Genomic DNA, 2,175 nt, shown 5'->3' with positions numbered 1-2,175 from the left:
ATAATAATATTTATTATAGATTATATTATTTAATGTAAAATTAATATAAAATTAACTGGACTTAATAGCAATATGAATATATACTAAAAAATATTATGTAAAATTTAGAATAGGAGTGAATTAAGTGTTTGTTTTAAACTTTATAAGAGGAATATTTATGGCAATGGCTGATAGTGTACCAGGAGTTTCAGGAGGAACAATTGCCTTTATATTAGGTTTTTATGACCAATTTATTTCTGCTTTAGATTCTTTAACATCTAAAAATAGTAAAAAAGAAAAGAAAAAAGCATTAACTTTTTTATTCAAAATAGGTTGTGGATGGGTGTTTGGATTTATTTTTTCAGTATTATTTATATCTACAATTTTTGAAAAAGAAATATATAAAATAAGTTCTTTATTTGTAGGGTTCATTATTGTATCTATTCCAATAATATTAAAGGAAGAGAAAAAATCAATAATAGGAAAGTATCAAAATATATCATATCTTATATTAGGAGCAGTTTTAGTAGGAGTAATAACTTATTTTAATCCTGTATCTAATGGAGATGGTACTACTATTTCATTGGCAAATCCATCAATAGCATTATATTTTTACGTTTTTATATGTGGAATGATTGCTATATCAGCTATGGTGTTACCAGGAATTTCAGGATCAACATTATTATTGATTTTTGGTTTATATGCGCCTATTATATCTGGAATTAAAGAAACATTAACATTTAATCTTACATATGTACCAATACTATTTGTTTTTGGATTAGGTGTTATTACAGGAATACTTACAACCATAAAAGTAATTAAGAAGATGCTTATATGTAGAAGATCACAGCTTATATATTTCATATTAGGATTAATGATTGCATCCATATATGCTGTATTTATGGGACCAACAACTTTAGAAAATCCACTTCCAGCTATGAATATGAGTACATTTAGTATTTTATTTTTTATAATTGGTGGAGGTATAATAGTTTTATTAGAACAAGTTAAATTAAAATTAGAAAAGAAAAAACTGAATAAATAAAAATAATATTAAGTTTAAAAAATAAAAAGTTAATAGTATAATAAAATCCTACAATATATATATTGTAGGATTTTATACTAAGGATGGTGTTGAAAAATGAAAACTAAAAACATTTGCACAGCAATAATAATTGGAGTTCAATTATTAGGAACTATATTGCTTATATTATCCATATTCATATCGAACATGAAAATATTAGGCAATATAGGTGTAGGAATAATGGGATTAGCTAATATAACCTTTGGATATGTTATGAGTAAAAATACATCTATTAAACAAGGATGGTTATTAATTGTAAGTGGAATAATATTAGTCATTGTATCAATAACTACATTAATATTAAGATAAATTAATTAAAGAGGATTTAAAGAAAAAAGCGTGGCAGAAAGCCACGTTATTGTTATTTCATAAAAGTTCTAATTTTTTCTTCAAAAGTATTAGCTTCAAATTTCATAAAATCACAAAGATATTTAACATCAGGAATTAGTACCTCTTCAATAAATTTATTATAAAAATTATCTAACTCTCTAGTATCTAATATTTTAGATTTATCTAAAATTTCCACTAATAAGCTTCTATATTCAAATTTTATTTGCTCTATGGATTTTCTTAAATCTTCATTTAAATTAGATATAGAATTTTTAATATGATTTTTTTTCTTTTTAGATTTAGAAGATTTAGGAATATTTTTATAATTATATTTTTTATTTGAATAATTTTCTTTTGATTCTAGATGTTGCAGAAGAATTTTACATAAATTTATAGAATCTTTATTAAATTTTCCTGGCTTTAAAGAAAGTAGTATTATTTCATGAGAATAAAATATACCTGAAAATATAAAAGAAGAATTTTCATATAGTTCTTTTAAAGAAAATTTTTTTAAAATATTTAAAGATTTTAAAAATAAAAAATTAAATTTATTAAAAATTTCTTTTGTAAAGGTATGAAAATCTCTTTTATCTAATTGTTCTAACAATTGTTCATTAATAAGTTTTTGTTCATTAACGTAATTACTAAGTAAAAATTCATTAGGTAATGAAATCAACATGTAGTATCTCCTCATTTTTTGGATATTTATATAATTTATTGTATTAAAATGTAGTTATAAATGTTCTTAAATAACTTTTTAATTAAATAACTTTTTAATTAAA

General features: G+C 21.7%; 3 protein-coding genes. 2 read left to right on the top strand and 1 reads right to left on the bottom strand.

Translation table 11 applies throughout. The features are described from left to right. The first annotated feature begins 124 nt into the window (after window positions 1-124). Together GBZ86_RS15240 and GBZ86_RS15235 are read left to right on the top strand one after the other, a co-directional pair. Window positions 125-1,024: a DUF368 domain-containing protein gene (locus tag GBZ86_RS15240; RefSeq protein ID WP_327445285.1), complete on the top strand. Its 900-nt coding sequence runs from the start codon at window positions 125-127 to the stop codon at window positions 1,022-1,024. 96 nt (window positions 1,025-1,120) lie between these two features. Beyond that, complete coding sequence (locus tag GBZ86_RS15235; protein ID WP_152892067.1) at window positions 1,121-1,372, top strand: hypothetical protein; 252 nt, start codon at window positions 1,121-1,123, stop codon at window positions 1,370-1,372. A gap of 52 nt (window positions 1,373-1,424) precedes the next feature. On the opposite strand, the gene GBZ86_RS15230 is transcribed toward GBZ86_RS15235, so the two are convergent. Further along, on the bottom strand, window positions 1,425-2,072 hold the full coding sequence (locus tag GBZ86_RS15230; protein WP_152892065.1) for a hypothetical protein: 648 nt from the start codon (window positions 2,070-2,072) through the stop codon (window positions 1,425-1,427). Window positions 2,073-2,175: the final 103 nt, after the last annotated feature.

The organism is Clostridium tarantellae (genome assembly GCF_009295725.1).
GTDB lineage: Bacteria > Bacillota > Clostridia > Clostridiales > Clostridiaceae > Sarcina > Sarcina tarantellae.
Note: the sequence above shows the minus strand (reverse complement) of the source record. Positions and strands in the feature narration are given on the sequence as shown.

Excerpts from the sequence above, each read along its gene's own strand:
- GBZ86_RS15235 (WP_152892067.1), top strand. The coding sequence starts at position 1,121 with ATGAAAACTAAAAACATTTGCACAGCAATAATAATTGGAGTTCAATTA.
- GBZ86_RS15230 (WP_152892065.1), bottom strand. The coding sequence starts at position 2,072 with ATGTTGATTTCATTACCTAATGAATTTTTACTTAGTAATTACGTTAAT.